Below are 22,901 nucleotides of genomic sequence, written 5' to 3' on the forward strand. Positions count from 1 at the left end.
GTGCAGCCGTGTCACTGCTGGGTATCTTCGCGTCCGCTATCCTCCCGGTGGTCGGTGTCGCGGCCGTGGGCTTCCTGCTGGGCCGCTACGAGGGCGTCGAGGCCGACGCGCTCACCACGGTCACGGTGTACGTCCTCGCGCCGGCGCTCGTGGTCCACAGCCTGACCACCTCCGAGCTGTCCGGTGGGACCATCGTGCAGGTAGTCGCCGCCGTTCTCGGGTTCACCGCGGCGATGCTGGCCGTCGCCGAACTCGTCGGCCGCCTCTCGGGCCACACCGAACCGCTGTTGGGGGCGTTCGTCCTCGTCACCGTCTTCCCGAACACGGGGAACTACGGCATCCCGCTCGCGGACTTCGCGTTCGGCGCGACGGGGCGAAGCGTCGCGGTACTGGTGACGGCGCTTCAGGGCGTCTTGCTGTACACGCTCGGCATCTACGTGGCCGCACGGGGCGGCGAGAGCAACCCGCTGTCGGACATGCGCCGGGTGTTCGGCGTGCCGCTGGTGTACGCCGTCGTCGTCGCGCTGGCGGTCCGCTGGCTGGGCGCCGTCCCGCCCGCGTCGTCGACGCTGATGGCGACGCTGGAACTGCTCGGGAACGCTTCCATCCCCGTGATGTTGCTCATCCTCGGCATCCAGCTGTCGAACGTCGACGGGACCGACACGCTCCGTCCGGTCGGGGCGGCGAGCGGACTGCGGCTCCTGCTCGCCCCCGTCGTCGGCACGGCCGTCGTCCTGCTGGTCGGCTTCGCGAACCCGACCGTCGCCCGCGTCGTCGTCCTCCTGCTGGCGACACCGACCAGCGTCACGTCGCTCATCCTCGTCGGCGCGTTCAGCCGCGACGCGGACGGCGTCGCGCCCGGCGAGTTCACCAGCGCGACGGTGCTGGTGACGACGGTGGCGAGCGTCCTGACCGTGACGGTGCTGGTCGCGGCGTTGCAGTCGGGCCTCGTGCTGTGAGCGGCCGAGTCACGCCCCTTCGTCTTCCTCGCCTTCGTCGTCCGCTTCGTCCTCGTCCGCCTCGTCGTCCGCTTCCTCCGCTTCGTCCTCGTCCACCTCGTCGTCCGCTTCCTCGTCGTGCTCGAACTCCACTTCGGCTTCCAGTTCTATCTCCACGCCGTCGGCGTCGAGCGTCGCCTCGAACTCGGTGGCGTCCTCGACTTCGGCTTCCAGTTCCTCGGTGTCTATCTCCACCTCGACGTCGACGTCGACGGTGACGTTCTCGGAGTCCATACGGACGGGTTGGGTCGGCTGCCCTAACTCGGTTGTGGAGCGAACGCCGTCCCGACACGGTTATCCCCGGCACGCTCCGACGGACCGGACATGACCGACGACGTGCGGGTGACCGTCGAGCACGACGACGACGCAGAGGTCGTCGAGGTCCGCGGCGGGAGCGGCGAGGTCGCGGCCGGCGACGCGACCGTGCGCTTCGAGTTGGGGGCGTCGGACACCGACGAGTCGCCGGGCCACGAGGACGAAGCGGACGACGAAGCAGACGACGAGTCACGGCGCATCGCCGACCTGGAGACGGTGCCCGGCGACAGTACGATTCGGTTCCGGGCCGTCGGCGGGCGGCGGCGCGTCGACTGCATCCTCCACCGCTCGGGTGACGCCGTCGTCGCGTGGCGCAACTCCTGTCCACACCGCCCCGAAGTGCCGCTGGACACGGGCACGGGCGCTATCGTCTCGGGCGACCAGCTGGTGTGTCACAAACACGGGGCGCGGTTCGAGCGCGACGAGGGCGTCTGTACCGCGGGGCCGTGCGCCGGCGACGCCCTCGACAGCGTCTCGGTGACGGTGCGGGACGGGGCGGTGTACCTCGCCGACGAGCGGTTCGAGCGAGCCGAGCGGTAGGGGAGTCAACCCAGCGACTGCACGAGTCGCCAGCAGTCCCGGCGCACCGCCGCGGCCGTCTCGTAGCGCGTGAGCTTGTCCTTGGCGGTGGCCTTCGCGACGATCTCGTCGACGGCGTCCGGGAGCCGCGGGTCCACGTCGGTCGGAGCCGGCGGTCGCTCCTCGAGGACGCCGCGGCGTATCTCGCCGTAATCGCCCGAGAACGGGGGCCGGCCGGTCAGCAGGCGGTGACACACGGTCCCCAGGGCGTAGACGTCCGTCGCTGCGTCGATGCTGCCGTACTCCCGCGAGAAGTACTCCGGGGCGGCGTAGCGGGGGTCGAGGTACGACGACGGCTCGAAGTGGGCGCGCACGGCGTCCATCAGGCCGACGTTGTCCAGCCGCGGCGCCGGCAGCCCCTCGAGCGACGACGTGGGGTAGACGACCGCCTCGGGGTCGATACCGCCGTGGACGAGGCCGTTGCGGTGGCAGGTCGCGAGAGCGCCGGCGAGGTGAGCCACCTCGCGGAGCGCGCGCTCGGGGCTGGGGCGGCCACGGTCGGCCAGCGACCCGTCGAGGTACGGCGTCGCCACCCACGGCCGCGGGTGGTCGCCCCAGTCGTGGACGGTCACCAGCCCGTCGTGGTCGGCGACGCCGTCCCAGCGGGCCAGCGACTCGGCGACGCTGGCCGCGAACGCCGTCCGGGCCTCGGCCTCGTCGGGCAGGTCGAACAGCCGCAGGGCGACACCGCGCTCCTCGCCGTCGAGGGTCGCACGCGTCCGCAGGACCGACCCGTACCGGACCGCCTGCTCGGGTTCGACGACGGTGAGGTCGTCGAACTCGCCGAACAGCTTGATGGCCCGGAACGCCCGGGACTGCTCGGCCCGGGCCAGTCGGTCGCGTCGGTCGACGGCCGCGGGGTCCCCGCGGCGTTCCCGTTCGGCCGCGCGGTCCGGGTCGGCGGCCGGGCCGTCGTCGGTCCCCCCGCGCTGTGCGACGCCCGGACCGGGGTCCCGCGTGTCGTCGGTCTCGACGACCTGCCGAACCGCGTCGGTGACGCTGCCGCCGTCGGCCCGCTCGGCGAACGACCAGCCCTCGGTCGTCTCGACGGCGGTCCGGAGGCGGCGGGTGGCGCCGGCGTCGGCCAGCGCCCTCTCGACCGCGTCGCCGTGGTCCGCGGCGAGCGTCGCCAGCGTGCGGAGCAACGGCCGGTGGTCGTCGGCGTCCGCGAGACGGTCGACGAGCCGCGTCGCCAGCGGACGGGAGAGCGACTCGTCGGCGTCCGCGAGCAGACAGAGCGCGCGGGCGGCCTCGCGCGGGGCGTCCCCGTCGAGCGCCGCGAACAGGGGGCGGCCGAACACTGCGAGCAGTCGCTCGCCGTCCCCGGCCCCGTCCCGTTCACCCTCGGCCGACTGCGCGCCGGTACGCATTGGTAGGCGGTTGTCGGTACACCCCCATCAACGTACGTCAGACGGCCGTCACACGGCCGGAGACGTCAGTCGTCGGCGACGGCGGTCCCCTCGGTCCGCGGGTCGGCCTCCCGCCACGTCCCGCGGAGGAACCACGTGACGGCGATGCCGGCCGCCAGCACGTTCGAGACGCCGAAGGCCAGCCAGATGCCCCGCTCGGCGAGCGAGAACGCGAAAAGGTCGACCACCGTCGGGCCGAGCCACGCCGGCACCGCCACCGGTCGGGAGGCGACCCACGCGACGGGCAGGCGGATGACCCCGAGCATCGTCACCGCGAGCGCCGCCGCGGTGAGCGTCTTGCCCGACCCGCGGAACCCGCCTGAGTACGAGCGGACGATGCCGATGAAGCCGAAGGTGGGCGCGACCCACTGGAGGAACTCCGCGCCGATGCGGACCACGTCGGGGTCGTCGCTGAACACGCTGACGACCGCGGGCGCGGCGAAGATGGTGACCGCCCCGAGGGCCGTGAGGACGACGAACGAGAACTTCGCGGCGAAGTGGTTGGCCTTCGCGGCGCGGTCGGGCCGGTCCGCGCCGAGGTTCTGGCCGGTCATCGTCTCGACGCCGCGGTCCATCGCGATGGCGGGCATGAACACCAGCGAGAACACGCGGATGCCGACGCCGAAGGCGGCGACCACCGTCACCGAGAACGTCCCGACGATGAACAGCATGGCGTTGACCGACAGCGCCCGGCCGGTCCCCTCGACGGAGGCCGGGACGCCCAGCTCCAGCAGTTTCCGGAGGTAGGCGAGGTCCGGCACCATGTCGCGCGGGTTGACGCGGATGCCCCGGTTCCCGCGGAGCATGATGCCGACGCCGACGGCGAACGCGAGTCCACGGGAGAAGACGGTGGCGACGGCCGCCCCGACGACGCCCAGTTCCGGGAACAGCCAGACGCCGAAGATGAGGAACGGGTCCAGCACGATGTTGAGGACGACGGTGCCGAACATCACGAGCATCGGCGTGATAGTGTCGCCGGCCCCCCGCATCAGCGAGATGAACACGAAGAAGCCGAACATCGTCGAGAGGCCCAGCGAGACGACCTGGAGGTAGCCGGTCGCGCCCGGCAGGACCGACTGGGAGGCTCCGAGCAGCGAGAGGAAGTCCTCGACGAAGAAGAAGCCGATGGCGCCGAGGACGACCGAGGCGCCGACGGCGAACGTGAGCGTCTGCGAGGCGGCGTACTCGGCCGCCTCGGGTTCGTCCGCGCCGGTGTGCTGGGCGACGAGGACGCTCCCCGCCACCGAGAGCCCCATCCCCAGCGAGATGAGCAGGAATATCATCGGGAACGCGAAGGAGATGGCCGCCAGCGCCGTCGTGGAGTACTGTCCCAACCAGAAGGTGTCCGCGAGGTTGTACGCCACCTGCAGGAGGTTCGTGATGACGATGGGAAAGGAGAGGTACAGCAGGGGCTTGCCGATGGGGCCGCTGGTGAGGTTCAGGTCCTCCTGCCCCTTGAACAGCCCACCCAGTCGCTCTCCGAGGGCGGTCAGCCGGCCGCGGACCGTCACGCCTCGACCTCCCGGTCGGTCGCCAGCACGTGGGTCTCGACGTACTCGCCGAGCATCCGCCGCGTACACTCGACCGACTGTCCGGCCGTGACCCGCTCGGTGGCGGCGCCGGTCAGCACCGTCACGACGAAGCGCGCGGTGTCGTCGGGGTCCATCTCCGGGTCGAAGGTGCCGTCCGCGACGCCGGCCTCGAGGATGTCGGTGAGTTCGTCCGCGAGGTACTCGTCGAACCGCGTCAGCCGTTCGCGAAAGCGGGGTTCGTAGGGCGCCTGCGCGCGTATCTCGAGGATGGCCGTCCCGAACTCCTCGCTGTCGTCGTCGGGCTTGTCCAGCACCGCGTCGACGAGCGCGAGCAGCGTCTCGTGGGGGTCCTCGCCCTCGACGTCGGCGGTTCGGTCGACGAACCCGTCGTAGAGGTAGTCGAGGAACGCACACAGCAGGTCGTGCTTGCTGTCGTAGTGGTAGTGCAGCGCCGCCTTGCTCTTCTCGGACTCGTCGGCGATGTCCTGCATCGTCAGGTCGGCGTACCCGTGGGCACACAGCGCGCGGTACGTCGCGGCCATGATCTCTTCGGAGGTGTCGCCGTCGCTCATTACCGGTAACTAACTGACCAGTCAGTCAAGAACCCATCGATATCGCCGGTTCCCCGGTCGGACGAACGGCAGAAAGGGTTACTCGTGGAGGTCCAGTTCGAACTGCTCGTGTTCGGTCGCGGTGTTGAGCACGACCGAGGTGTTGGACTCGTTGATCTCGGGGTCCGTGAGCAGCTCCTTGATCTGGGCGTTCATCCCGTCGGTGTCGGTGAACTTCCCGACGGCGATGATGTCGTAGTCGCCGGTGACCTCGTACACCGAGATCATCTGCTTGTGCTCCTTGAGGTTCTCGGTGACGTCGGGCAGCGAGGACCCCTCTACCTTGAGCTGGATGATGGCCGTGACGTCGTACCCCAGCGCGTCGTAGTCTACCTTCGGTGTGTAGCCGTTGATGATGCCGTCCTCCTCGAGCGCGGAGAGGTGGTTCGAGACGGTCGTCACCGAGACGTCGAGGTCCTCACCGAGGCTTCGGAGACTCGCCCGTCCGTCCCCCAGAAGCGCATTCACCAACTTGCGGTCGAGATTTTCGTACGTCATTACACCCACACACGGCCTCCGGGGATTAGAATTTTACGAATGTCCAACTGCGAGCGGCAGCCTCGGAATCCTTGCGTAAAACGGCAGTATTTTAGTGGTAGCAATGTTCCTACCCGGTGTCCAAAGATGACAAGCGAACTCTCGGCTGAGGCACAGGAGGTACTCGACGAAATCGAAGAAGAGAACGTCGACTTCCTGCGACTTCAGTTCACAGACATCCTCGGTACCGTCAAGAACGTCTCCATCACGGCCGACCAGGCCGAGAAGGCCTTCACGGAGGGCATCTACTTCGACGGGTCGTCCATCGACGGCTTCGTCCGCATCCAGGAGTCCGACATGCGTCTGGACCCCGACCCGTCGACGTTCTCGGTCCTGCCGTGGCGCGAGAACGTCGAGGGCGGCTCCAGCGCTCGACTCATCTGTGACGTCATCAACACGTCGACCGGCGAGCCGTTCTCGGGTGACCCGCGCGGTGTCCTGAAGGACGCCATCCAGCGCGCCAGCGACCTCGGCTTCGAAGTCAACGCCGCCCCCGAACCGGAGTTCTTCCTCTTCGAGGAGGACGAGGACGGCCGCGCGACGACGAAGACCAACGACGCCGGTGGCTACTTCGACCTCGCGCCGAAGGACCTCGCCTCCGACGTCCGTCGTGACATCATCTACGGCCTCGAGGACATGGGCTTCAACATCGAAGCGTCCCACCACGAGGTCGCACAGGGCCAGCACGAGATCAACTTCACGTACGACGACGCCCTGACCACGGCCGACAACGTCGCCACCTTCCGGTCGGTCGTCCGCGCCATCGCGGCCGAACACGACCTGCACGCGACGTTCATGCCCAAGCCCATCCCGCGCATCAACGGCTCCGGGATGCACACCCACATCTCGCTGTTCACCGAGGACGGCGAGAACGCGTTCCACGACGAGGACGACGAGTTCAACCTCAGCGACACGGCCAAGAGCTTCGTCGCCGGTATCCTCGAGCACGCGCCCGCGCTCGCGGCGGTCACGAACCCGACCGTGAACTCCTACAAGCGGCTCGTCCCCGGCTACGAGGCACCCGTCTACGTCGCGTGGTCCGACCGCAACCGCTCGGCGCTCATCCGCAAGCCGGCCGCCCGCACGCCGGCCGCCTCGCGCATCGAGGCCCGCTTCCCCGACCCGTCGTGTAACCCGTACCTCGCCTTTGCCGCGCTCATCCACGCCGGTCTCGACGGCATCGAGAACGACCTCGAGTGCGACGAGCCGGTCCGCGAGAACATCTACGAGTTCGACGAGCAGAAGCGCGAGGAGTACGGCATCACCACGCTGCCGGAGAACCTCGGCGAGGCCGTCGACGCCCTCGAAGCGGACGAAGTCGTGCAGGACGCGCTGGGCGAACACGTCTTCGAGAACTTCGTCGAGGCCAAGCGACAGGAACACAAGGAGTACCTCGTCGACGTCTCCCAGTGGGAGCTCGACCGGTACCTCGAGAAGTTCTAACGGTATCCGACCTCAGATTTTTTCCGCGACGCGCTCGCCGACCAGCGGCAGCGCCAGCGTCAGCGCCATCCCCGTGCCCGCGAGCAGTGCGACCACCGGCGGCATCGACTCGGCGGCGCCGATGCCGACCGCGAGGACCGCTATCGAGAGCGCCCCCAGTCCGACCGTCACCGCCGCACCCCGCCGGGTCGGCTCCGGGACGGTCGGGAGGAGCGGCCACGCGAGCGCCCCGCCCGCCGCGAGTCCGAGGCCGGCCGCCACGTCGCGGGTCAGTCCGCCGGCCGCGACGCCGACAAGCGCGGCCGCCACGGCGAGCGCGAACACCCGCTCGGGGCGACGCAGGCGGGTCACCGCCACCCAGAGGACCGTCAGGGCGATGGCGGCGCCGGCCACCACGTCGGCCAGGTAGTGGACGCCGAGGACGAGACGCGAGAGGGCTATCAGCGCCGCGACGGCGCCGGCCACGGCGTAGCGGGCGCGGTCGGTGCCGACCCGGAGCGTCGCGGCGAACCCGCCCCACACCAGCACGCCCGTCGTCGCGTGCCCGCTCGGGAAGCCGTAGCCGTCGCCGGTGGCCATCGACTCGTAGACCCCGCGGAGGGCCGCGGGGAGGAGGTCCGCGTGGGCCGCCGTTCCCGCGCCCGGCGGTCGGGGGAGGACGAACACCAGCTTCAGGCCGACGGCGAGCGCGACCGCACAGGAGAGCAGGCCGAGGAGGCGCGCCGCTCGGTCCCGGGTCAACCCTCGCCCGAGGCGCGGCGTCTGCGTGCCGACCCAGTAGGCGAGCAGACAGGCCGAGGCGACGAACCAGAAGTCGCCGAGTTGCGTGACCAGCGCGAAGGCGACGACGACCACGCCCGGGAGCGCCGAGAGGAGGTCCGTGAGGCCGACGGCGCGGCTCATTTGCGCCAGTCGCGGACCTTGTCGATGGCGACGCCCGGCAGCCCGGTCACGCGGAACGTGACGCCGACCAGCAACATGAGGACGTACAGGCCGAGCGTCGAGAGCCAGACGACGAGCATCGCCGCCACGGCCCACATGGCCTGGTCCTGCAGGTAGTAGAACGCGCCGAGGGTCATGAGCGTCCCGTAGAGCAGGACGACGTAGGGGCCCCACCCGCGGGCGTGGCCCCGTCGCATCCGCCGGCGGACGTACCGTTTCAGGTCGTCCTTGACCTCGTCGCGGTGGAGCGTCCGGTCCTCGACGTCGTCGCGGAACGACTCGAACTCCTCGCGCAACTGTTCGAGTTCCTCGTCGGTCAGGTCGTCGCCGGCGCCGGTCGCGTCCGGCGGTGGCGTCTCACCCGACGGCCTGTCGGCGTCCTCACTCATCGCTTTGCTGGACCGTCGGAGCGGTTCCTGTTGTAGTTGCCGGTCCATATCGCCCAGCAGGACCTTGTTGAACGCCGCCCCGACGAGCAGTATCTGGCCGGCGAAGTAGAACCACGTCACGAGCAGGAGCGCCCCGCCGATGACGCCGTACAGCTGGAAGTTCCCGGCCTGCGAGGCGTAGACGCTGAACGCCGTCCCGAACACCGTCCACGCGACGGCGGCCAGCAGCGCCCCGGGGAGGGCCTCCCGGAGCGAGAGGTCGGCGTCCGGGAAGAGGTAGTACAGCGGGAGGAAGGCGACGGTGAGGACGGGGACCAGCGCCAGGCCGCCGAGGGCGTCCTCGACGCCGAAGAACGCACCGAGCGACCCGAGGGCGAACAGGCCCGCGAGCGCCAGTCCGATACCGGCCAGCGCCGACACCGCGTCGACGACGGTGTCGAGGAACGAGTCCGCGTCGGTGGTGCCGTAGATACTCGAGAAGGCCATGTCGATGCCGCGGAACACCTTCAGCGCGCCCCAGAGGGTCACGGCGAGGCCGAGTATCGTCGCGCCGCTTCGGCCGGCCGCACTCGTCAGGGCGTCCTCGAGGAGGTCGGCGGCGGCGGGCGACAGCGCCGACCCGACCGCGCCGACGACGCTGTTCGCGAAGGCCTCGCCGCCGAGTATCGACCCGACGACCAGCGCCAGCAACAGCAGCGGGAAGACGGAGACGAACAGGTAGTAGGCGATGCTGGCCGCGAGAAACGATATCTGGTCCTCGCGGACGACGCGGACGAGTTCGCGAACGACGGCGACGACGCGGTTGCGGTCCACGTCGGTGTCTCGGGCGGCCGGTACAAATATCTCCGCGCCCCGTAGCGGCCCCTAATCGTCCAGCGCGGCGTCGGGCCGGTAGGAGCGACTCACCACCCGCCACGTCCCGGAGTCGAACCGGTAGTAGGTGATGGCGGCAGGGACGGCCGTCTCCACGAGGAGCGAGGCGTACAGCGCGAGGACCCCGATGGCCGGGACGAGCACGCCCACGTAGGCGACCGGGAGCGCGAACAGGTACATCCCGGCCAGTTGGGAGTACAGCGGCCACCGGGTGTCGCCGCTGGCCCGGAGCGGCCCGGTCGCGCCGCCGTCGACGCCGCGGAAGACGACGCTGGCACAGGCGACGGCGACGAACACCGTCACCAGCCCCAGTGCCGCGGGTTCGTCGACGAACAGGCGGCCGATCTGTCGGGCGAAGGGGGTGAGCGCGACGGCGACGAGGACGTAGACGCCGATACCGAGACGGAGGACGGTCCGCGCCCACTCTGTGGCCTCCCGCTCGTCGTCCTCGCCCAGCGCCTGTCCGACGAGGCTGCTGGAGGCCAGACTCAGGCCCCAGTTGGGCGTGTCCAGGAGGGCGCGGACCCGGAGGGCGACGACGTACGCCGAGACCACGCTCGGTCCGAACAGGCCGACGATGAACAGGCGCGGGAACTGCGCGCCCGTGCGGGCGAGGTTCGTCCCGACCAGCGGCGTCCCCATCTCGGCGAGGTCGCGGGCCAGCGACGCGTCGAGGAACGGCCGCGAGAGGGATATCCGGACCGGGAAGTCGACCCCGGGCAGGCCGCCGCGGACGAGGCCGACGGCGAACGCGGCGGTGACGAGGACGTTCGCGACGACGGTGCCGACGGCGGCCCCGACGACCCCCAGCCCGAGGCCGAAGATGAGGACGGCGTTCAACACGACGTTGACGACGGCGCCGCCGCCGCGGACGAGCATGGGCGCGTAGGCGTCGTCGGCCCCGACGAGGGTGCGACTGCCGACGAGGTTCAGGGCGGCGAACGGCACCCCGAGGGAGACGACCTGCAGGTAGCGCTCGCCGTAGCCGACGGGGACCGCGCCGGAGCCGACGAGGTCGACCAGGACCCCCGGATAGCGCCAGTAGACCGCCGCCACCGGGAGCGTGATGGCGAGGACGACGGCGGCGCTGGTCGTCACCGTCAGCCCCAGTTCCTCGTGGGCGTCGGCGCCGAACCGCTGGGAGACCATCCCGATGGTCGCGCCGGCGACGCCGCCGCCGAGGGCGAACGCCAGCCCCCAGAACGGCGAGGCGAACCCGACGCCCGCGATGGCGGTCGGCCCGATGGCCAGCCCCACCATCGCCACGTCGGCCGTCGACTTCGACATCCGGGCCAGTCCCGTGACGATGCGGGGCCACGAGAGGTCGGTCGCCCGTGCGATTCGGTCACGGTCGACGAGGCCGGCGCGAGCGAGGAGGCCGCCGACGAACAGCAGGAGGGCACGGACGGGATTGTAGCGGGACGACACGCACACCCCCTTGTCGGTGGCCCCTCAAATGGGTTACCAACCGACCGGGACGCACAGGACTTATAGCCGGCGCGAGCGAGCACCGAGACATGGAGACGGAGATGGCCATCCGGTCGGCGACGATGCAGGTGACGGTGCTGTTGCTCGTCGCGGCCGGCCTGTTGCTCGCGCTGGGGGTGGCCGGCGTCCCGGCCTCACTGCCGCTGGTCGGCGTGTTGCTCGCGCTGGCCGGTGGCCTGTACCTCACCCGTCCCGACGAGGGCGAGGTGGGGTTCGTCGCCGGCGTCGACGTCGACAGCCTGCTGGACGCGCTGTGGCTGGCGCCGGTGCTCGCCGCCGCCCCGCTCGTCCTCGAACTCGGCGCCACGCCCGAGGAAGTGCAGGCGCTGGGGGGGTTGCTCGGGCTGGCCGGGATGTTGAACTACTTCCTGCGGCCGGTGTACCTGCTGCTGTACGGGCTGGTGCGTTCGCTCGGCGGCGGGAACAGGCAGGTCAACGGGCGGTAGCCGACTACTCCGCCGTCGCGTCGCGGATCTCGGTCACGTCGGCGTCCGTCTTGAACGTCGTCCCGCCGTAGTGCGAGCGCGATGCCTCGTAGCCGGCGTCGCGCAGTTTCTCGATGAACGTGTCCATCGCCTCGGCGCCGCGGCCCCACCGCTTGCAGAGGCGGTGCTGGTCGTAGTGGGTCGGCGTGTCGAGTTCGGCCCCGAGCGTCGCCAGCAGCTCCGCGGCGTTCTCGGCCGTGCCCATGTCCTCGGTGAGGTGGTCGCTGACCGACGCGGCGAAGTCGGGGTCGCAGGTCCGGCCCAGCCAGATGGGGCCGGCGGTCTGGAGGTGTTCGTCACAGACCGGACAGGCGTCGGGCGCGTCGGCGATGAGGCCGTAGTCGTGGTCGCGCCACAGGCAGTGCTGGCAGTGGTGGACGTAGCCCAGTTCGTCGATGCAGTCGTTGGCGACCCGCGCGCCGTGCTCGAAGTCGAGGTACGTCCGGGCGTAGTGCTTCGTGGCGTGGCTCAGAATCGGCCGAGCGGCGATGTCGTAGCGGGCCGCCGTGCGGACCATCGCCGACAGCAGGACGCGCATCCCCATCTCGGCGTGGAACTCGGTGTTGCGCGGGACGGCACCGTAACTGCGGACGCCGCTCTCGAAGTGGGCGCCACACAGCGGCGCGGTGTCGGTGGCGGTGACACAGAGCAGGTGTTTCGTCCCCTGCACGGCGGCGTCGGCGAAGGGGATGGGCGTCCCGAACGGGTCGACGTCGACCACGTCGAACGCCTCCGAGTGCATGAGGACGTTGGCGTTCTCGTGGCGGACCTCGCCGGCGAGGTCGTTGCGCGCGAGGTTCTCCTCGCAGAGCGCCACGGCGTCGTCGTCGACGTCACACAGCGTCGTCTCCCACCCGTCGGCGGCCGCCCGCACCCCGCGGATGCCGCTGGCGGCGGTGGCGTCCAGATAGCGCTCGGCGCGGTCCTCTCGCTCCCGGTAGGCCCGCAGGGCCGCCACGGTGAGGTCGCGGTTCAGTTCCTGCACGGGGTTGAAGAACACGTCCGCTCCCTTGCCGGCGTCCGGTTGTTCCGGGACCGAGACGGTGACCTGCCCCTCGCTGACGCGCATACCCGACTCTCCGTGCGGGCGCCGTTAAGTCGTTCGAAGGTGGGTCAGGCCGCCGCCGGGTCGCTAGCGACGGCGCGGTCGCGTGGGAGTCGGACCGTCACCGTCGTCCCGTCGCTCGTGTCGAACTCGAGGTCCCCCTCCAGCGTCTGGACCGCCCAGTGGACCAGCCACAGGCCGATACCGCTCCCGTGGTCCAGGTCCGTCTCGCGGCCGCGGGCCAGCACCGACAGTTCGTGGTCGGGGACGCCCGGTCCGTCGTCGGCGACGGTGAGTACCACGTCGTCGCCGTCGGCGCGGGCCGAGACCGAGACGTCGGCGCCGGGGACGTGCTGCAGCGCGTTCTCGACGAGGTTGGTGACGACGACGCCCAGCAGGGCCGGCTGGGTCCGGACCGTGAGGTCGGCCGGCACCGCGACGTCGACGGTCCCCCCGTACTCCTCGGCGAGCGCCGACGTGACGTCCGCGACGCGTTCGCGCAGGTCGACCGGTTCGACGTCGTCGGCGTCGACGCCGGCCTCCGAGAGCGTGCGGGCCTTGTCGCCGGACTCGACGAGTCGGTCGACGGCCCGCTCGATGGTCGCGGCGTGGTCGGCCTCGTCGCCGTCGAGTTCGGCAGCCAGCAGCTCGGCGCGGGCCTGGATGACGACGCTCTCGTTGCGGACGTTGTGCCGCAGAAAGCGGTTGAGCACCTCCAGGCGGCGCTCGCGCTGTATCTCGTCGGTGATGTCCTGAAAGACGACGGTGTACCCCAGATGGGTGTCGCTCTCGTCGCGCAGCTCCGTCTGCTGGACCTTGTAGACGTCCCGCCGGCCGCCGTTCTCCACGGCGAACCGGTCGTAGGCCTGGCCGACGGCGAACGCGTCGCCGACGAGCAGTTCGTCCAGCGACTCGGTCAGTACCGACCGCTTCTCGACGGCCAGCATCCGCTCGGCGGCTGGGTTGAGGTTCACGATGCGACCGTCGACGTCGACGATGGCCACCGGCGTCGCGATGTCGTCGATGGCCGCCCGCTCGCCCGCCCGGCGGGTCGCCGGGTGGAACTCGAACATGTCGCTGCGGACGAAGGCGTACGAGTCCAGCGCGATGTGTGGCAGGAACGCCAGCGTCGTCAGGTTCGCCGTCGGACCGATGCCCAGCGCCCACACCAGCACCGCGAGGCCGGGCGGGACCGGGCTCAGGCCGACGGCGATGGCCTCCCGGCGGTACAGCGGGCCGTAGCTGATGACGGTGTCGAACACCAGCACCGTCCCGAACATGACGAACAGCATGGCGACGAAGACGACGACGTACCCCAGCGGCTGGAACGTGTACTGGACGAGCGAGGCCCCGTCGACCGTCGTCAGCCGGACGCCGTTCCACAGCAGCGTGTGCAGCGGGTTCGTCAGCGCCAACAGGGACGCGACGGCCGGGACGGCCGCCAGCCCGCGGAACAGCCGACTCTCCAGTATCGTCGTCCGACCGGTGTACCCCAGCGCGAACGCGAGGAAGAAGAACCCGATCCACACCAGACAGACCCACGTCACCGCCTCCAGCCCCCGGCGGACGAGCGGCGTCGAGACGAGGACGGCGACGCCGTAGGTCCCACACCAGACCGTGATGGTCGCGATGGTGGCGACGAACCACTTCGCGCCGGGCTTGCCCCAGTGGTCGCGGAGTTGCGCCAGCAGGTACAGCGACCCCACCCCCGAGGCGAACGACCCCAGCGCGAGCCAGGGGACAGCGCCGACCATGACATGTCGTGGGCCCGCTCCCTGTTTATGCTTCCGGGGCGCTCGCCGACCGAGGGAGACGACGCTGTTTTGTCACACCTCCGCCTAGCCAGCGTGTGACCGCCGTCGACGAGTGGGTGGCGCTGCTGGAATCCGAGGGGGGACTCTCCCCGGAGGCAGTGACGGCTATCGTCGACGCCCACGGCGACCGGGGGCAACGCGCCATCGAGGCCGTCGGCGAGAGCCGCGTGAAGGGGTATCGCGACTTCACCGTCGTCGTCGGCTACGAGGACGAGTACATCGTCGAGGACGGCGGCTGTCACTGCGCCGACGCCGAGTACAACCTCGACAGCGACGACCCCGACGACCTGTGCTGGCACGCCATCGCCGTCCGCGTCGCCGAGGCCGTCGACGCCGTCGACGACCACGACATGTGGTACTCGGACGTCCGGGACTTCCTCTAGCCACTTTTTACTTCGTCGCCTTTCCTCGCGCGCTCGCAGAGCGCGCTGTGGGAAGGCTCCTCGCAAAAACGTGGGGAAAAACCGCCGAACTCGCGGCGATGCCGCGAGTTCGGTGAAACCGCGCCTCCGGCGCGGTATGCTCTCGACGGTGTGCCTGCCCTCCCCCGGGTCGCGCGACAGAGCACGCTCCCGGCCACCGCAACCGTATGCGACCCGCTACCGCCGGTCGGCGCAGTAGTCGACGTAGTTCCGCAGGATGCGCAGGCCCGTCTCGCCGGACTTCTCGGGGTGGAACTGGGTCCCGAAGACGTTGCCGGCCTCGTTGGCGACGATGGAGGCGAAGTCGACGCCGTAGTCGGTGGTGGCGACGACGGCGTCCTGGTCGTCGGGGACGGCGTAGTACGAGTGGACGAAGTAGGCGTACTCGCCGTCGACGCCCTCGACGAGGGGGTGGTCCCGCTGGACGTCGAGCTCGTTCCAGCCCATGTGGGGTACCGTCTGGTCCCGGGAGAAGCGGACGTTCTTCCCGGGGACGAGGTCCAGTCCCTCGGCGTCGCCCTGCCCGGCGTGGTCGGCCTCCTCGCTCGTGGTCAGGAGCATCTGCATCCCGAGACAGATGCCGAACAGGGGTTTGCCCGCCTCGGCCTGTTCGACGAGCGCGTCGCGGAACGGGCCGGCGTTGTCCATGCCCTCGGAGAAGGCGCCGACGCCGGGGAGGACGATGCCGTCGGCGGCGTCGAAGTCGGCCGGGTCCTCCGAGAGCGTGACGCTCGCGCCGGCGCGTTCGAGGCCGCGCGTGACGCTCCGGAGGTTCCCCAGTCCGTAGTCGACGACGACCACCTCGGCGGTGGTCTGTCTGGCGTTCATGCCCGTGGGTAGGCCGAGGCGGGCTAAGTGCGTTCCCCTTCGGACAGGTTTCGCCGGCGGGCGCGGTGCGCCGCGGCGGCGGCGGTAGCGGTCGAAAGGGGGAGCGGTTGCGGTGGCCGGGAGCGAGTGGGGGGGGGCGACGACTGTCGCCCCCGAGCGACCCGGGGGAGGGCAGGCCTGCCGGAGAGGCATACCGCTCGCCGCCGGCGAGCGGTTTCCCCGAACTCGCGGCGACGCCGCGAGTTCGGCCTTTTTCGCCCACGTTTTTGGCCCGGGGTTGAGCGGTCGCCAGCGGCGAGCGCGAACCCCCGGGTGAAAAAGGTGGTCTAGAAGTCGCCCAGCCGCTTCTGCCCGCTCTCGCCGTCGGTGAAGTCGGCGGCCTTCGCCAGCGTCTCGGCGAAGGTGTCCTTCTGGCCGGGGTCGTACAGCGTCGCCGCCGGGTGGACACAGACCATCACGCGCCGCGGTTCGCCCTCGACTCCCACGTCCACCACGTCGCCGGCCTCGCCGGTGACCGCCACGTCCCGGCCGAGCAGGTGCTCGGCGGGCACCTTCCCCAGCGTGACGACGAGTTCCGGGTCGACGCGGTCGATTTCGGTCTCCAGATACTCGCGACAGTTTTCGAGTTCCGCCGTGTGGGGGTCGCGGTTGTCCGGCGGGCGACAGCGCACGCAGTTCGTGATGCGGACGTCGCCGCGGTCAAGTCCCACCTCGCGCAGCCCGTCGTCGAGCACGTCGCCGCTGCGGCCGACGAACGGTTCGCCCTGTTCGTCCTCGTTCGCGCCCGGCGCCTCGCCGACGAACAGGAGGTCCGCGTCCGCCGGGCCGACGCCGTTGACGATGCGCGACCGCGACGCACAGAGCTCCTCGCAGCGCTCACAGTCGACCACGTCCAGCCCGTCCATCTGCTCCATACCCGTCGTTCGGCCCGGGCCGTATCAAGGCCGGCGGTCGGCGCTCACTCGGCGTCGACGAGCCCGCGAGCGGCCAGTCGGGCGACCCGGAGCGGTTCCGGACGGCCGCCCTCGGGCGTGAACGCGCGAACCACGTCGGCGGCCTCGTCGTCGGGCAGTCCCACGGCCCGCACGTACACCGTCTCGTCGTTGACCGCGACCGGGCGGCGGTCGGGCTGGCCGCGGTAGGTCGCCAGGCGGTCGGCGACGGTCTCCGGGTCGTCGAACGCCTCGCTGATGGCCCCTTCCAGCCCCGGCGACGACTCGAAGGTGACCGAGACGGTGGGCAGTCCGGTCCGGTCGTGTATCGCACGCAGGTCGAGGACGTTGAACCACGCGGGGGCGATGCCGGCGACGAGGAGATAGCGGACGTCCTCACGGTCCAGCCGGTCGACCATCGCACAAATAGTCCCGGTCGCGTCACGCCCGCCGACGGTGCAGGTGTCGAAGACGAACCCGTCGACGACGCGGCTGGCACGGACGACGGTGCCCGCGAGGTGGCTGGTTGACTCGCGATACGATTCGGCGACGCCGAGCGCGCGAACGCCGGCTTTCACGTGTTCTGGCTCTCGTCCTCCTTGATGTCTTTCAGCCGGTCGAGCAGTTCGTCGTTCGACGCGGTGAACTCGTACTCGATGTCACCCTCGTGGGCGTTCTCCTCGGCGTCGAGCCCGTCCTCGTCGTCGAACTCTGTGTCGTACTCCTGATTGTCCTGTTCCGACTCGTCGTAGCTCCCGAACCCCATGGTACGTGTACAACTATGCAGTTCACCGTGAAAAATCACTCGCCGGTGGGTACCCCTGCGCTCCCGGCTTCTCGCGCGTGGGCGCGTGAGTCGGCCGTTTACGACCGGTCAGCGGGGGCGGCTCACAGCGACTCGCGCGGGTCGACGTTCCGGTTGCCGGCGTGGGCGTCGGCCCCCTCGTTCGGCGTGGCCCACCGGACGGCGTTGTCCAACACCTGCTGGACGTCATCGCGGTGGTAGATGGGGTACGTCTCGTGGCCCGGCCGGAAGTAGAAGATGTTCCCGCGGCCGCGGTGGTAGCAACACCCGCTGCGGAACACCTCGCCGCCCTCGAACCACGAGGTGAACACCAGTCGGTCGGGTTCCGGGACGCCGAACGGCTCGCCGTACATCTCGGCCTCCTCGATGACCAGCGAGTCGTCCAGGCCGTCGGTGATGGGGTGGCCGGGGTCGACGACCCAGCACCGTTCGCGCTCGCCGACCTCGCGCCAGGTGAGGTCACAGGGCGTCCCGAGCAGTCGCTTGAACGGCTTCGAGGCGTGTGCCGAGTGGAGGACGAGCAGCCCCATGCCGTCGTAGACGCGGTCGGCGACCCGCTCGACCACGGCGTCGTCGACCTCGTCGTGGGCGACGTGGCCCCACCACAGCAACACGTCCGTCTCGTCGAGTACCGACTCGGTGAGACCGTGCTCCGGCTCGTCGAGGGTCGCCGTGCGGGTGTCGTGCCCCCGCTGGGCGAGCGCCTCGGCGATAGCCGTGTGGATGCCATCGGGGTACACCTCGGCGGCGTCCCCGCCTTCCCGTTCGTGGACGAACTCGTTCCAGACCGTGACGGATGCCATGTGCAGGACCTCCGCCTCTCGACGTATAGCTTCGGCGACTGACACGGACAGACGACGCCGCGCCGTCAGTACACTCAAGCGAGTAGCGCCACACGACACGGACATGGAGGTCCACAACGTCACCGCCGACGCCGAGACGTTCACCTGCAACGCCTACCTCGCCATCGGCGAGCGGACCACGCTGGTCGACGCGGGCGCGATGGAGGGCGTGGTCGACGTGATTCGCGAGCACACCGACACGCTGGACGCCATCGTCCTGACCCACCAGCACGGCGACCACGTCGAGCAGTTGGACGCGGTGCTCGACGCGTTCGACGCCCCGCTGTACGCCTACGGCGACCACGCGCGCCGGGACAACGCGCTCGTCGACGGCGAGGAGCTCCTGGTCGGCGACGAGGCCTGCGACGTCGTCTACACGCCGGGCCACGCCGAGGACCACGTCTCGCTGGTCTCGGCGAGCTCGCTGTTCTCGGGCGACGTGGTCGTCCACGACGACGGCGCGTTCGACGACGGGTCGTTCGGCCGCACGGACTACCCCGGTCAGTCCCGCGAGCGACTCATCGAGAGCGTCCGCGAACTGCTGGAGCGGCTGCCCGACGGCGTCGAACACATGTACTCGGGCCACGGGAGCGTCTTCCACGGCGACGTGCGCGAGGTCGTCGAGCGGGCGCTCGAACGGGCCGAGCGCCGCGAACCGAAGTACCCCGACGAGTGACCGGCGCGGCCGCTGGTCGACTCGCGGCGAGTGCCGACCCGAGACGGGCGGCGAGTGAGAACTGAGACGGTCTCAGGCGCTGCGCGTCTCCTTCGCCTTCGGGCGAAGGTTGCCGTAGCCGCACTTCCGGCACTGCTGTGCGCGCTGGGGGTTGCGGGCGTTACAGCGCATGCAGATCTGCTTGTTCAGGATTCGGTCTGACGCTTCCTCGAAGCTAGCCATGCGAGTCGGTTGCCAGTGTGGCCGTTTAAGCTTTGAGTTTCCGACCGGCGCGGTTTTGAGGCCGGCGCCCGACCTCCGGGTATGTACGACCGGGTCGCGGACCTCCCGCTTCACGTCGAGGACTGTGCATTCGAGCTGCGCGAGCGAGCCACCTCCAGCGGCTTCGACCGGGCGACGACCACCGTCGTGCTCTCCGGCGGCGGCGAGACGGGGCGGGGCGAGGACGTCACCTACACCAACGAGGCCCACTACGCGCTGGCCGACCACGCGGTCGACCTGTCGGGCGAGTACACGCTCGACTCGTTCTCGGCGGCGCTCGACGACGCCGACCTCTGGCCGGAGCCACCGGACGAGGACCGGTTCCACCACTACCGCCGCTGGGCGTTCGAGAGCGCGGCGCTCGATCTGGCGCTGACGCAGGCCGACACCAGCCTCGGGGCCGCGCTCGGCCGCGAGTACGACCCCGTCTCGTTCGTCGTCTCGACGCGCCTCGGCGGGTCCGAGGACGACGCCCCGCCGACGACCGACCGCCTCGACTCGCTGCTCGCCGTCCACGACGACCTCGCGTTCAAGCTCGACCCGACGCCGGACTGGAGCGACGACCTGCTGGCCGCGCTCGCGGACTACGACGTCCGCGTCCTCGACCTGAAGGGCCTGTACGAGACGGAGGGCGTCGAGGTGACCGTCGACGCCGACTTCTACCGACGGGTGGTCGACGCCCTGCCCGACGCGCTCGTCGAGGACCCGAACCTGACCGACGAGACGCGACCCGTCTTCGACGGGCGGGAGGAGCGGGTCACGTGGGACGTCCCCATCACGGGCGTCGAGAGCATCGAGGCGCTGCCGTTCGAACCCGCGTGGCTCAACATGAAACCGTCGCGGTGTGGCACCGTGGAGTCGGTGCTCTCGACGGTCGCGTACTGCGAGGAGCGGGGAATCAGCCTGTACGGCGGCGGCCAGTTCGAACTCGGCGTCGGCCGCGACCACGTGCAGGCGCTGGCGTCGCTGTGCTACCCCGACGCGCCGAACGACGTGGCCCCGGGCGGCTACAACGACCCGGAGCCGTCGCCGGACGTGCCGGCCAGTCCGCTCGCCCCGCCGTCGGACCCGTCGGGTATCGGTGTCGGCTTCGGCGACCCTGACAACTGATGGTCAAGCTACAAGATGCGTGGCGTGGTAGCAGTACACATGCGCTGTCCCAACTGCGGCGAACGGATTACCGACGTCCGAGAGGCAGAGACACGCAAGACGTGTCCGCACTGCGACGCGTCGCTGCGGGACCCGGTCATCAGCTGACTCACTCCGCGGCCAGATAGTCGTCCTGCACGGCGACGACGTCCGTCGAGTCCTCGCAGTCCGCGTAGCGGGCGAGCGGTTCCGCGTTCAGTTCGAGGAACGTGTGGCCCCACGAGAACTTCGAGAGTATCTCCTCGGCGTGGTCGCGTTCGCCGAGGATGCACAGGGCGCCGGCGAAGGCCTCGACGGTGTTCAGCTGGAACGCGGTCCCGTAGTTGACCGGGTTGCCGGCGACCAGGAAAGGGAGCGACCGGTGGACGCCCTGTAAGTCGAACGCCTCGCGTTCGGCCGTCTCCCACGAGCAGTCCAGCGCGACCAGTCGCTCGTGGCGGGCGCCGTCGCCGACCGACGGGGCGTCGGCGGGCGAGAGGGCCTGCTCGGCGAAGGGGTTGAGGACGATGCCCGGCGGCGTCGACCGCGTCGCCCGGTGCAGCTCGGCGAGGTCGAAGCGGGCGAGTTTCCGGGCGCTACACTTGTCGGGGTCGTCGTCGCCCTCGTAGCGAACGTGCAGTTCCACACCGTCAGTTCCACCTCAGCCGGCAAAAGCGGCTCGCTCGGCGGGCCGATGTCAACCATCATTAAGTATCGGAAGGTATAGATACGACTGTGATTGGGGAGGGGACGGTGGCGCCCACGTTCGAGTTGCCGGCGCTGGTCGACGGCGAAGCCCGCCGGGTCGCCCTCGAGGAGTACGTCGGCGACGACGTCGTCATCCTCGCGTTCTACCCGGCGGACTTCAACCAGGCCTGCGACGAGACGTCGTGTGACCTCGACGAGCTCGACCTCTTCACGATGCAGAAGGACGTCACCATCCTCGGTATCAGTCCGGACTCGGTGTACAGCCACCGGGCGTTCGCCGAGCGGTACGACCTGAAGGTGCCGCTGCTCGCCGACACCGCCGGCGACGTCGCCGAGGCCTACGACCTGACGATGGTCGACGACGTCGGCCAGCGGCTGGTCGAACGGGCCGTCGCCGTCGTCGACCACGACGGCGTCGTCCGGTACGCGTGGCACACCGACGACCCGACTGAGCTCCCCCGCGTCGAGGAACTCAAGGACGCCATCGCCGACACCGGCGGGGACGACACCGCGTTCGCCCGCTACCGCATCGGGCACGCCCACTACACCGAGGGCCGCCGGGCGTTCACCGCGGCGATGAACGAGTTCGGCGACTCCGAGTGGATGCTGGCCCAGTCGGACTTCCAGCGCGCCCGCGAGGCGTTCGCGGAGGCGGAGGCCCAGTTCGACACCGCGGTCCGGTTCGGCGACGACGAGTCGCTGGCCCCCGTCTACGACGGGGCGCGGACGAAGGCGAGTTCGCTGTGGCAGGCCGCCGACTGGCTGGCACAGGCCGCGAGCGCCTACTCCAGCGGGAACGGTGCGGAGGGGCAGGATCTCCGGGACGACGCCGAGCGACCGCTCGAGACCGCTCGCGGCTATCGGGAACCGCCGGACCCGGACGGCGAGTGGCCGCCGGCGGTGGACGACCTGGAGAAAGCGCCCGAGGAGCTGTCGACCGTCCTCCCGACGGACCCGGACTCCGGCGACGCGACGCTGGGCGTGGACATCGACGACGAGGTGGCCGGGACAGACGACAGGACGGACGACGCGTCCGCGGCCGCCGAAGACGACGCGGCGAGGGACGACCCCGCGGCCGCGGACGGCGAGGCCGAGGGCGAAGGCGAGATCGGCGACGACGAACTGGCCGAGATACAGGCCGAACTGGCGGCGAGTAACGCCGACTCCGAACCGCCGACGGAGGCGGTGCCCGAGGAACCGACCACGATGGTCGACACACTGCCAGGCGACGACGCGGACGACGCCGACGACGCCGACGCAGGCGACGACGAAGGAGCGCACGCGGGCGGCGACGGCGCCGAGACCGTCGACGGCGAACTCGACCTGACCGACCCGGTCGCCGGCGAGCCCGAGGCCGACGGTGACGACGATGACTGACGGCGACGGGACGCCGGCCGACCCCGCCCGTGCGTACTACCGGGCGCTGGACGAGGGCGACTACGACCTGCTGACGCGACTGCTCGCACCGGGGTTCGTCCACGACCGGCCCGACCGGACCATCGAGGGCCGCGACCGGTTCGTCCGGTTCATGCGCGAGGAGCGCCCACAGACGGACACGACTCACCCCATCGACGGCGTCTTCCGGCGTCCGGACGGCGACGACGTGGCGGTGCGCGGCCGGTTGCTCGACGCCGACGGCGACCCCATCGCCCGTTTCGTCGACGTGTTCCAGTTCGCCGACGGCCGCATCGAGCGCATCGAGACGTACACGGACTGAGCGGGGCTGTCGGCCGGCATAGCGAGCGTGTCACGATGTCGACGGCACCCCACCGTGTGAGCCTTTAACACGTGACTAGGCCGGGTACGGACGGCATACTATTCTATCGCACCGTCGGGTCT

Annotated in this window: 26 protein-coding genes; 9 read left to right on the forward strand and 17 right to left on the reverse strand. The window is 70.3% G+C overall.

What is annotated here, in order from left to right:
* Window positions 1–8 precede the first annotated feature (8 nt).
* Window positions 9–959, forward strand: coding sequence for an AEC family transporter (locus ACV7GQ_RS15805; protein WP_470311165.1), 951 nt, complete (start codon window positions 9–11; stop codon window positions 957–959).
* 9 nt (window positions 960–968) lie between these two features.
* Here ACV7GQ_RS15805 and ACV7GQ_RS15810 read toward each other — a convergent pair whose 3' ends face one another.
* On the reverse strand, window positions 969–1,232 hold the full coding sequence (locus tag ACV7GQ_RS15810) for a hypothetical protein (RefSeq protein WP_470311166.1): 264 nt from the start codon (window positions 1,230–1,232) through the stop codon (window positions 969–971).
* A gap of 90 nt (window positions 1,233–1,322) precedes the next feature.
* Here ACV7GQ_RS15810 and ACV7GQ_RS15815 point away from each other — a divergent pair, with 90 nt between their 5' ends.
* Complete coding sequence (locus ACV7GQ_RS15815; RefSeq protein WP_470311167.1) at window positions 1,323–1,853, forward strand: Rieske (2Fe-2S) protein; 531 nt, start codon at window positions 1,323–1,325, stop codon at window positions 1,851–1,853.
* 5 nt (window positions 1,854–1,858) lie between these two features.
* On the opposite strand, the gene ACV7GQ_RS15820 is transcribed toward ACV7GQ_RS15815, so the two are convergent.
* From ACV7GQ_RS15820 to lrp, 4 genes are all read right to left on the reverse strand, one after another.
* On the reverse strand, window positions 1,859–3,262 hold the full coding sequence (locus ACV7GQ_RS15820; protein WP_470311168.1) for a protein kinase domain-containing protein: 1,404 nt from the start codon (window positions 3,260–3,262) through the stop codon (window positions 1,859–1,861).
* A gap of 65 nt (window positions 3,263–3,327) precedes the next feature.
* Window positions 3,328–4,812: an MATE family efflux transporter gene (locus tag ACV7GQ_RS15825; protein ID WP_470311169.1), complete on the reverse strand. Its 1,485-nt coding sequence runs from the start codon at window positions 4,810–4,812 to the stop codon at window positions 3,328–3,330.
* Window positions 4,809–5,405 carry a TetR/AcrR family transcriptional regulator gene (locus ACV7GQ_RS15830; RefSeq protein ID WP_470311170.1) on the reverse strand — a complete coding sequence of 199 codons (597 nt, stop codon included), beginning with the start codon at window positions 5,403–5,405 and terminating at the stop codon, window positions 4,809–4,811. Before ACV7GQ_RS15830 ends, ACV7GQ_RS15825 begins: the two co-directional genes overlap by 4 nt.
* A 78-nt stretch (window positions 5,406–5,483) precedes the next feature.
* The gene (gene lrp, locus ACV7GQ_RS15835) at window positions 5,484–5,942 is read right to left on the reverse strand and encodes an HTH-type transcriptional regulator Lrp (protein WP_470311171.1); all 459 of its coding nucleotides are present in this window, start codon (window positions 5,940–5,942) and stop codon (window positions 5,484–5,486) included.
* 126 nt (window positions 5,943–6,068) lie between these two features.
* Between lrp and glnA the strand changes: the two genes are divergently transcribed.
* Window positions 6,069–7,424, forward strand: coding sequence for a type I glutamate--ammonia ligase (gene glnA, locus ACV7GQ_RS15840; RefSeq protein ID WP_470311172.1), 1,356 nt, complete (start codon window positions 6,069–6,071; stop codon window positions 7,422–7,424).
* A gap of 12 nt (window positions 7,425–7,436) precedes the next feature.
* Here the strand turns inward: glnA and ACV7GQ_RS15845 are convergent, their stop codons facing one another.
* Genes ACV7GQ_RS15845 through ACV7GQ_RS15855 form a run of 3 tightly spaced genes read right to left on the reverse strand, consistent with a single transcriptional unit; the run spans window position 7,437 to window position 11,056 of the window.
* Window positions 7,437–8,327 carry a phosphatase PAP2 family protein gene (locus tag ACV7GQ_RS15845; RefSeq protein ID WP_470311173.1) on the reverse strand — a complete coding sequence of 297 codons (891 nt, stop codon included), beginning with the start codon at window positions 8,325–8,327 and terminating at the stop codon, window positions 7,437–7,439.
* On the reverse strand, window positions 8,324–9,568 hold the full coding sequence (locus ACV7GQ_RS15850; protein WP_470311174.1) for a YihY/virulence factor BrkB family protein: 1,245 nt from the start codon (window positions 9,566–9,568) through the stop codon (window positions 8,324–8,326). The genes ACV7GQ_RS15845 and ACV7GQ_RS15850 overlap by 4 nt, the downstream gene beginning before the upstream one ends.
* Before the next feature lie 51 nt (window positions 9,569–9,619).
* Window positions 9,620–11,056, reverse strand: a complete 1,437-nt coding sequence (locus tag ACV7GQ_RS15855; protein ID WP_470311175.1) for an MATE family efflux transporter — start codon at window positions 11,054–11,056, stop codon at window positions 9,620–9,622.
* An 89-nt stretch (window positions 11,057–11,145) separates the two neighbouring features.
* Here ACV7GQ_RS15855 and ACV7GQ_RS15860 point away from each other — a divergent pair, with 89 nt between their 5' ends.
* Window positions 11,146–11,562 carry a hypothetical protein gene (locus ACV7GQ_RS15860; RefSeq protein ID WP_470311176.1) on the forward strand — a complete coding sequence of 139 codons (417 nt, stop codon included), beginning with the start codon at window positions 11,146–11,148 and terminating at the stop codon, window positions 11,560–11,562.
* A gap of 4 nt (window positions 11,563–11,566) precedes the next feature.
* Here the strand turns inward: ACV7GQ_RS15860 and ACV7GQ_RS15865 are convergent, their stop codons facing one another.
* Both ACV7GQ_RS15865 and ACV7GQ_RS15870 read right to left on the reverse strand, forming a co-directional pair.
* A complete protein-coding gene (locus ACV7GQ_RS15865) occupies window positions 11,567–12,670 on the reverse strand; it encodes a tRNA (guanine(26)-N(2))-dimethyltransferase (protein ID WP_470311177.1) in 1,104 nt (367 codons plus the stop codon).
* Window positions 12,671–12,714: 44 nt separating this feature from the next.
* Entirely contained in the window at window positions 12,715–14,400 is a 1,686-nt protein-coding gene (locus ACV7GQ_RS15870; RefSeq protein ID WP_470311178.1) for a histidine kinase N-terminal 7TM domain-containing protein, read from the reverse strand.
* Window positions 14,401–14,495: 95 nt separating this feature from the next.
* Between ACV7GQ_RS15870 and ACV7GQ_RS15875 the strand changes: the two genes are divergently transcribed.
* The gene (locus tag ACV7GQ_RS15875; RefSeq protein WP_470311179.1) at window positions 14,496–14,843 is read left to right on the forward strand and encodes a hypothetical protein; all 348 of its coding nucleotides are present in this window, start codon (window positions 14,496–14,498) and stop codon (window positions 14,841–14,843) included.
* A 216-nt stretch (window positions 14,844–15,059) separates the two neighbouring features.
* Here the strand turns inward: ACV7GQ_RS15875 and hisH are convergent, their stop codons facing one another.
* From hisH to ACV7GQ_RS15900, 5 genes are all read right to left on the reverse strand, one after another.
* Window positions 15,060–15,710, reverse strand: a complete 651-nt coding sequence (gene hisH, locus ACV7GQ_RS15880; RefSeq protein WP_470311180.1) for an imidazole glycerol phosphate synthase subunit HisH — start codon at window positions 15,708–15,710, stop codon at window positions 15,060–15,062.
* Between the two features lie 326 nt (window positions 15,711–16,036).
* Complete coding sequence (locus ACV7GQ_RS15885; protein WP_470311181.1) at window positions 16,037–16,624, reverse strand: uracil-DNA glycosylase; 588 nt, start codon at window positions 16,622–16,624, stop codon at window positions 16,037–16,039.
* Window positions 16,625–16,668: 44 nt separating this feature from the next.
* Window positions 16,669–17,220: an endonuclease dU gene (locus ACV7GQ_RS15890; protein WP_470311182.1), complete on the reverse strand. Its 552-nt coding sequence runs from the start codon at window positions 17,218–17,220 to the stop codon at window positions 16,669–16,671.
* A complete protein-coding gene (locus ACV7GQ_RS15895) occupies window positions 17,217–17,408 on the reverse strand; it encodes a DUF5786 family protein (RefSeq protein ID WP_470311183.1) in 192 nt (63 codons plus the stop codon). Before ACV7GQ_RS15895 ends, ACV7GQ_RS15890 begins: the two co-directional genes overlap by 4 nt.
* A gap of 122 nt (window positions 17,409–17,530) precedes the next feature.
* Window positions 17,531–18,250, reverse strand: a complete 720-nt coding sequence (locus ACV7GQ_RS15900; RefSeq protein WP_470311184.1) for a ThuA domain-containing protein — start codon at window positions 18,248–18,250, stop codon at window positions 17,531–17,533.
* 103 nt (window positions 18,251–18,353) lie between these two features.
* Between ACV7GQ_RS15900 and ACV7GQ_RS15905 the strand changes: the two genes are divergently transcribed.
* A complete protein-coding gene (locus ACV7GQ_RS15905) occupies window positions 18,354–18,965 on the forward strand; it encodes an MBL fold metallo-hydrolase (RefSeq protein WP_470311185.1) in 612 nt (203 codons plus the stop codon).
* Between the two features lie 72 nt (window positions 18,966–19,037).
* On the opposite strand, the gene ACV7GQ_RS15910 is transcribed toward ACV7GQ_RS15905, so the two are convergent.
* Window positions 19,038–19,187: a 50S ribosomal protein L40e gene (locus ACV7GQ_RS15910; RefSeq protein ID WP_166967608.1), complete on the reverse strand. Its 150-nt coding sequence runs from the start codon at window positions 19,185–19,187 to the stop codon at window positions 19,038–19,040.
* Between the two features lie 81 nt (window positions 19,188–19,268).
* Between ACV7GQ_RS15910 and ACV7GQ_RS15915 the strand changes: the two genes are divergently transcribed.
* Entirely contained in the window at window positions 19,269–20,336 is a 1,068-nt protein-coding gene (locus ACV7GQ_RS15915; RefSeq protein ID WP_470311186.1) for a hypothetical protein, read from the forward strand.
* 148 nt (window positions 20,337–20,484) lie between these two features.
* Here ACV7GQ_RS15915 and ACV7GQ_RS15920 read toward each other — a convergent pair whose 3' ends face one another.
* The gene (locus ACV7GQ_RS15920) at window positions 20,485–21,000 is read right to left on the reverse strand and encodes a DUF367 family protein (RefSeq protein ID WP_470311187.1); all 516 of its coding nucleotides are present in this window, start codon (window positions 20,998–21,000) and stop codon (window positions 20,485–20,487) included.
* Window positions 21,001–21,089: 89 nt separating this feature from the next.
* On the opposite strand from ACV7GQ_RS15920, the gene ACV7GQ_RS15925 reads away from it, so the two are divergent.
* Both ACV7GQ_RS15925 and ACV7GQ_RS15930 read left to right on the forward strand, forming a co-directional pair.
* On the forward strand, window positions 21,090–22,439 hold the full coding sequence (locus ACV7GQ_RS15925) for a redoxin domain-containing protein (protein ID WP_470311188.1): 1,350 nt from the start codon (window positions 21,090–21,092) through the stop codon (window positions 22,437–22,439).
* Entirely contained in the window at window positions 22,432–22,779 is a 348-nt protein-coding gene (locus ACV7GQ_RS15930) for a nuclear transport factor 2 family protein (RefSeq protein WP_470311189.1), read from the forward strand. Before ACV7GQ_RS15925 ends, ACV7GQ_RS15930 begins: the two co-directional genes overlap by 8 nt.
* Window positions 22,780–22,901: the final 122 nt, after the last annotated feature.

It is taken from the genome of Haloarcula sp. MBLA0163 (assembly GCF_055632435.1).

Coding starts and splice junctions, on each gene's coding strand:
- ACV7GQ_RS15810 (WP_470311166.1), bottom strand. CDS start 1,232: ATGGACTCCGAGAACGTCACCGTCGACGTCGACGTCGAGGTGGAGATA.
- ACV7GQ_RS15815 (WP_470311167.1), top strand. CDS start 1,323: ATGACCGACGACGTGCGGGTGACCGTCGAGCACGACGACGACGCAGAG.
- ACV7GQ_RS15820 (WP_470311168.1), bottom strand. CDS start 3,262: ATGCGTACCGGCGCGCAGTCGGCCGAGGGTGAACGGGACGGGGCCGGG.
- ACV7GQ_RS15830 (WP_470311170.1), bottom strand. CDS start 5,405: ATGAGCGACGGCGACACCTCCGAAGAGATCATGGCCGCGACGTACCGC.
- lrp (WP_470311171.1), bottom strand. CDS start 5,942: ATGACGTACGAAAATCTCGACCGCAAGTTGGTGAATGCGCTTCTGGGG.
- glnA (WP_470311172.1), top strand. CDS start 6,069: ATGACAAGCGAACTCTCGGCTGAGGCACAGGAGGTACTCGACGAAATC.
- ACV7GQ_RS15845 (WP_470311173.1), bottom strand. CDS start 8,327: ATGAGCCGCGCCGTCGGCCTCACGGACCTCCTCTCGGCGCTCCCGGGC.
- ACV7GQ_RS15860 (WP_470311176.1), top strand. CDS start 11,146: ATGGAGACGGAGATGGCCATCCGGTCGGCGACGATGCAGGTGACGGTG.
- ACV7GQ_RS15865 (WP_470311177.1), bottom strand. CDS start 12,670: ATGCGCGTCAGCGAGGGGCAGGTCACCGTCTCGGTCCCGGAACAACCG.
- ACV7GQ_RS15870 (WP_470311178.1), bottom strand. CDS start 14,400: ATGGTCGGCGCTGTCCCCTGGCTCGCGCTGGGGTCGTTCGCCTCGGGG.
- hisH (WP_470311180.1), bottom strand. CDS start 15,710: ATGAACGCCAGACAGACCACCGCCGAGGTGGTCGTCGTCGACTACGGA.
- ACV7GQ_RS15885 (WP_470311181.1), bottom strand. CDS start 16,624: ATGGAGCAGATGGACGGGCTGGACGTGGTCGACTGTGAGCGCTGCGAG.
- ACV7GQ_RS15895 (WP_470311183.1), bottom strand. CDS start 17,408: ATGGGGTTCGGGAGCTACGACGAGTCGGAACAGGACAATCAGGAGTAC.
- ACV7GQ_RS15900 (WP_470311184.1), bottom strand. CDS start 18,250: ATGGCATCCGTCACGGTCTGGAACGAGTTCGTCCACGAACGGGAAGGC.
- ACV7GQ_RS15905 (WP_470311185.1), top strand. CDS start 18,354: ATGGAGGTCCACAACGTCACCGCCGACGCCGAGACGTTCACCTGCAAC.
- ACV7GQ_RS15910 (WP_166967608.1), bottom strand. CDS start 19,187: ATGGCTAGCTTCGAGGAAGCGTCAGACCGAATCCTGAACAAGCAGATC.
- ACV7GQ_RS15915 (WP_470311186.1), top strand. CDS start 19,269: ATGTACGACCGGGTCGCGGACCTCCCGCTTCACGTCGAGGACTGTGCA.
- ACV7GQ_RS15930 (WP_470311189.1), top strand. CDS start 22,432: ATGACTGACGGCGACGGGACGCCGGCCGACCCCGCCCGTGCGTACTAC.